The organism is Providencia vermicola, assembly GCF_020381325.1.
Taxonomy (GTDB): Bacteria; Pseudomonadota; Gammaproteobacteria; order Enterobacterales; family Enterobacteriaceae; genus Providencia; species Providencia vermicola.
This window is the reverse complement of sequence record NZ_JAGSPI010000018.1, coordinates 1-4,742: the sequence shown is the minus strand read 5'-3', so window position 1 is coordinate 4,742 and position 4,742 is coordinate 1. Positions and strand designations below refer to the sequence as shown.

The 4,742-nt window shown below is 40.1% G+C and carries 4 protein-coding genes, 5 tRNA genes and 2 rRNA genes; 10 read left to right on the top strand and 1 reads right to left on the bottom strand.

Annotation, left to right across the window (positions count from 1 at the left end; all coding sequences use genetic code 11):
- Positions 1–3: 3 nt before the first annotated feature.
- The 5 genes from rrf (KDJ85_RS19185) (at position 4) to birA (ending at position 2,564) form a co-directional block, all read left to right on the top strand.
- A 5S ribosomal RNA gene (rrf, locus tag KDJ85_RS19185) occupies positions 4–119 on the top strand.
- 45 nt (positions 120–164) lie between these two features.
- A tRNA-Thr gene (locus KDJ85_RS19180) sits at positions 165–240 on the top strand.
- 26 nt (positions 241–266) lie between these two features.
- Positions 267–382, top strand: a 5S ribosomal RNA gene (gene rrf / locus KDJ85_RS19175).
- A 176-nt stretch (positions 383–558) separates the two neighbouring features.
- On the top strand, positions 559–1,593 hold the full coding sequence (gene murB / locus KDJ85_RS19170; protein WP_225820972.1) for a UDP-N-acetylmuramate dehydrogenase: 1,035 nt from the start codon (positions 559–561) through the stop codon (positions 1,591–1,593).
- Positions 1,590–2,564 carry a bifunctional biotin--[acetyl-CoA-carboxylase] ligase/biotin operon repressor BirA gene (birA, locus tag KDJ85_RS19165; RefSeq protein WP_225820971.1) on the top strand — a complete coding sequence of 325 codons (975 nt, stop codon included), beginning with the start codon at positions 1,590–1,592 and terminating at the stop codon, positions 2,562–2,564. Before murB ends, birA begins: the two co-directional genes overlap by 4 nt.
- Positions 2,565–2,601: 37 nt before the next feature.
- Here birA and coaA read toward each other — a convergent pair whose 3' ends face one another.
- On the bottom strand, positions 2,602–3,552 hold the full coding sequence (gene coaA, locus KDJ85_RS19160; RefSeq protein ID WP_225820970.1) for a type I pantothenate kinase: 951 nt from the start codon (positions 3,550–3,552) through the stop codon (positions 2,602–2,604).
- Positions 3,553–3,979: 427 nt separating this feature from the next.
- On the opposite strand from coaA, the gene KDJ85_RS19155 reads away from it, so the two are divergent.
- The 5 genes from KDJ85_RS19155 to KDJ85_RS19135 all read left to right on the top strand — a co-directional run.
- Positions 3,980–4,055 (top strand) — tRNA-Thr (locus KDJ85_RS19155).
- Between the two features lie 15 nt (positions 4,056–4,070).
- Positions 4,071–4,155: transfer RNA gene (locus tag KDJ85_RS19150), tRNA-Tyr, on the top strand.
- 74 nt (positions 4,156–4,229) lie between these two features.
- Positions 4,230–4,304, top strand: a tRNA-Gly gene (locus KDJ85_RS19145).
- Positions 4,305–4,310: 6 nt separating this feature from the next.
- Positions 4,311–4,386: transfer RNA gene (locus KDJ85_RS19140), tRNA-Thr, on the top strand.
- 118 nt (positions 4,387–4,504) lie between these two features.
- The coding region (locus KDJ85_RS19135; RefSeq protein WP_263974628.1) for a GTP-binding protein at positions 4,505–4,742 on the top strand (238 nt) is incomplete at its 3' end.

Genomic DNA, 4,742 nt, shown 5'->3' with positions numbered 1-4,742 from the left:
TTGTCTGGCGGCAATAGCGCGGTGGTCCCACCTGACCCCATGCCGAACTCAGCAGTGAAACGCCGTAGCGCCGATGGTAGTGTGGGGTCTCCCCATGTGAGAGTAGGGAACTGCCAGACATTAAATTTTAAGGTTGTGTCAGTACTAACTGACCGCACCATATTGCTGATATGGCTCAGTTGGTAGAGCACACCCTTGGTAAGGGTGAGGTCCCCAGTTCGAATCTGGGTATCAGCACCATATAATCGGCATTTAAAAAGAATTTACCTAGCGGCAATAGCGCGGTGGTCCCACCTGACCCCATGCCGAACTCAGTAGTGAAACGCCGTAGCGCCGATGGTAGTGTGGGGTCTCCCCATGTGAGAGTAGGGAACTGCTAGGTTTTAAATATAAAAAGCCACCCAATGGGTGGCTTTTTGCTTTCTGACGCTTACGAAAAGTCAGTAAATTATTCCTTAATGACCCCGAAATTATCTTATTTTATTATTCTTGCTACCCACGATTAAGTCTGGCTGATAGACTTACTTCATTATTGTTATATTTTTCCTGAAGGTAGTAATGAATCCAACTTCTGAACTCAAACCATTCAACAGCTTTGGTATTGATGCAAAAGCATTATCAGTTTTTATAGCAGAGAATAAACAATCACTCCATCAACAATGGCTGAAAGCGAAAAATGATAATTTACCCGTATTGCTGCTTGGTGGGGGGAGTAATGTTTTATTTGTAGAGGACTTTGATGGTGTCGTTATCATTAATCAGCTAAAAGGTATTGAAATTACAGAGTCTGATGATTATTGGTATGTGCATGTTCAGGCAGGTGAAAATTGGCATCTATTATTGGAAAAATTACTACAAAAAGGCATCCACGGTGCGGAGAATCTTGCTTTAATCCCTGGATGTGCGGGATCCGCGCCAATTCAAAATATCGGTGCTTATGGTGTTGAACTGAAAGATATATGTAATTATGTGGACATTCTGTCACTCGAGACAAATCAAGAAACACGTATTGCAGCGAGTGAGTGCCAATTTGGTTACCGTGATAGTATTTTTAAACATGAGTACCAACAGGGTTATGTAATTGTTAGCGTTGGGCTGAAATTCGCAAAAAAATGGCAGCCTAAACTTACCTATGGTGACTTAACACAGTTTAATCCCGAAACAGTAACACCTAAGCAAGTCTTTGATGCAGTGTGCCAGACTCGCAGAAGTAAATTGCCTGACCCTACAGTGACTGGCAATGCTGGCAGTTTCTTTAAAAATCCTGTGATTTCAGCTGAAAAAGCAGCAAAAATTAAGCAAGAAAACCCAAATTGCCCTCAATATATCCAAGCCGATGGTAGCGTGAAATTAGCAGCTGGTTGGCTTATTGACCAGTGTGGTTTGAAAGGGCATGAAATAGGGGGAGCGGCAGTTCACACTCAGCAGGCGCTTGTTTTAATAAATAAACATGAAGCGACAGGGAGTGATGTTGTTAACCTAGCGAAATACGTTAGCCAAAGCGTTGCAAAGCGTTTTGATATCATTTTAGAACCAGAAGTTCGGTTTATTGGTCGTCAAGGTGAGGTTAACGCAATGGATTATATTCAATGAAAGAGACATCAATCCCTTTACAGCTGATAGATATTTTATCGGATGCTCAAATACACTCGGGCGAACAACTCGGCGACAAGCTTGGCATGAGCCGAGCTGCGATTAATAAACATATTAAAACATTACGTTCATGGGGTTTGAACATTGAAACGGTGACCAGTAAGGGGTATAAGCTGCCTTACCAAATAAATTTACTGAATAAAGACAGCATCAAACAATACGTTAATGGCGTCAATATCATTGTAGAACCTGTTATTGATTCTACGAATCAGTATATGCTTGAACGTATTCCAAGTTTAACATCGGGAGATACTTGCCTTGCAGAGTACCAGAGTGCAGGTCGAGGCCGAAGAGGCCGCCAATGGATTTCTCCCTTTGGCTGCAACTTGTATTTATCTATGTATTGGAAGTTAGATCAAGGCCCTGCGGCTGCGGTTGGTTTGAGCCTTGTTGTTGGAATAGTGATTGCGGAAACTTTAAATAAAATAAGTAAAGAAAAAGTAAAGGTAAAATGGCCAAATGATCTGTATATGAATGATAAAAAACTTGCCGGTATTTTAGTTGAATTAACGGGTAAAACAGGTGACGCGGCTCATATTATTATTGGTATTGGCATTAATATTGGTATGAATAAAACGAATGTCGAAAATACGAATACAATAACGCAAGAGTGGGCATCTTTGAGAGATGAAGTTGAAGATATAGAACGAAATGAATTATCGGCTAATATTATCCAAGCATTAAAAGACTCATTGATTCTATTTGAAAAAGAAGGATTAAAACCGTTTTTGGATAGATGGTTTAAACTTGATAACTTTTTAAATAGAAAGGTTAAGCTGCTGATTGGTAATGATATTATTTCTGGAGTAGAGCGTGGAATTAATGAGCAAGGTGCATTGTTATTACAAAAAGATAATGGCGATATAATTCCTTATATTGGCGGCGAAATATCATTGCGGCCAAACGAGTAATATATAATTGGCCGAAAAATTTCGGCCAATATAGATTTTATTTTCTTAGTCTGACATTTTGAATTGAATGGTTTTCACCTTTTGTCATTATTAAGCTTGCCCGCTCTTTGGTAGGTAAAATATTCTCTTCGAGATTTAGCCCATTAATTTCATCCCAAATAGAACCTGCAATATTTACCGCTTCTTCTTCACTTAATTTAGAATAACTATGAAAGTATGAATCTGGGTCGGAGAATGCGCCTTGCCTAAACTTAAGAAAACGACCGATGTACCATTGTTTTAATAAAGCAGGAGCTGCATCAACATAAATTGAGAAATCAACAAAGTCAGAGACAAATACATGGTGTGGATCTTGTGGGTAGTCCATATCACTTTGTAATACATTGAGCCCTTCCAAAATTAAAATATCAGGCTGATCAATAACTTGCTCTTGGTCAGGCACAATGTCGTAGGTTAGATGGGAATAGACTGGGGCACGGACATTTCGCGCGCCTGATTTAATTTGAGAAACAAAGTTAACTAGTTTTCGCATGTCATAAGACTGTGGAAAACCTTTTTTCTTCATAATATTCCGATCTTTTAATACTTGGTTCGGATGAAGAAAGCCATCAGTCGTAATTAAATCAACTTTACGGTGCTCAGGCCAGCGAGTTAATAGTGCTTGTAATAAACGTGCTGTTGTACTTTTACCTACAGCAACGCTACCAGCGATACCGATGATATAAGGCACTTTTGCTTCATTAGTTCCTAAAAACTGCTCTAGGACAGCCTGACGACGTAAGTTAGAACTAATATAAAAATTCAATAAGCGCGATAAAGGTAGATAAATTTCAATAACATCTTCCATTGAAAGCTCTTCGTTAATCCCTTTTAACTCGAGAAGCTCACTGGATGTTAATGTCAAAGGGACGGAATCACGGAGTGTTGCCCAATGTTCTCTATCAAATTCTAAATATGGCGTAGTAATAAAATTTTCGTTCTTTTTCATAAACCAACATCTGCCTATTTTGTGCAGGTTGGACAGGTTGCCTAAACACCCGTATCCAAAAAATTTGCTAGCATCATAGCGAGTGATGGGGGGGAGGCGTAGGTTTTTTTATAATATTTGTGAATTTTTTTTGAATTACACAAAAAAAATAAGTGTGATCGCTTGAAAAATAACCGATTAATCAGAGCCCTAAAACTGTGATAGGGGCTAAATAATAACATTTAAAATGTTTTGATTCGATTATCGGGCTTTACGGACTAAATAATAATGGATTATAGTTAACAGCTGTTGTTGATGTTTTAATCTCAAAGCAGTTAAAAAATCAACAAAAACACAAAAAGCGAACAAAATGTAAGCAAACGAACAAAAAATTAAATTTTTTTGTTGCAACATGCGCTCACTCTTCCTAGAATGCGCAGCACTTGATGCCGGCATAGCTCAGTTGGTAGAGCAACTGACTTGTAATCAGTAGGTCCCGAGTTCGACTCTTGGTGCCGGCACCATTAAAAATTTGGATAGGTGGGATACCCAAGCGGCCAAAGGGAGCAGACTGTAAATCTGCCGTCACAGACTTCGAAGGTTCGAATCCTTCTCCCACCACCATCTCCAAGAAGATTTCTTTATAGAAACTTCAAGGAACAGTTTAACAGCTGATAACTCAGGTAGCCGAGTTCATTGCGGGCATCGTATAATGGCTATTACCTCAGCCTTCCAAGCTGATGATGCGGGTTCGATTCCCGCTGCCCGCTCCAAGATGTGCTGATATGGCTCAGTTGGTAGAGCACACCCTTGGTAAGGGTGAGGTCGGCAGTTCGAATCTGCCTATCAGCACCACTTCCCTTATGTTCTCAATTATCTCCCTGATTTGTCTCCTGAAAAAAACAAGCGAAATAATTTCTTGCTTGGTTGATGTGGTTTAACCACCGATTCCGTGTCTTAGAGGGACAATCTAATGTCTAAAGAAAAATTTGAACGTTCAAAACCGCACGTTAACGTTGGTACTATCGGCCACGTTGACCACGGTAAAACTACTCTGACAGCAGCTATCACTACTGTTCTGGCTAAAACTTACGGCGGTTCTGCTCGTGCATTCGACCAAATCGATAACGCACCTGAAGAAAAAGCGCGTGGTATCACCATCTCTACTTCTCACGTAGAGTACGATACTCCAACTCGCCACTACGCACACG

Coding starts and splice junctions, on each gene's coding strand:
- murB (WP_225820972.1), top strand. CDS start 559: ATGAATCCAACTTCTGAACTCAAACCATTCAACAGCTTTGGTATTGAT.
- birA (WP_225820971.1), top strand. CDS start 1,590: ATGAAAGAGACATCAATCCCTTTACAGCTGATAGATATTTTATCGGAT.
- coaA (WP_225820970.1), bottom strand. CDS start 3,552: ATGAAAAAGAACGAAAATTTTATTACTACGCCATATTTAGAATTTGAT.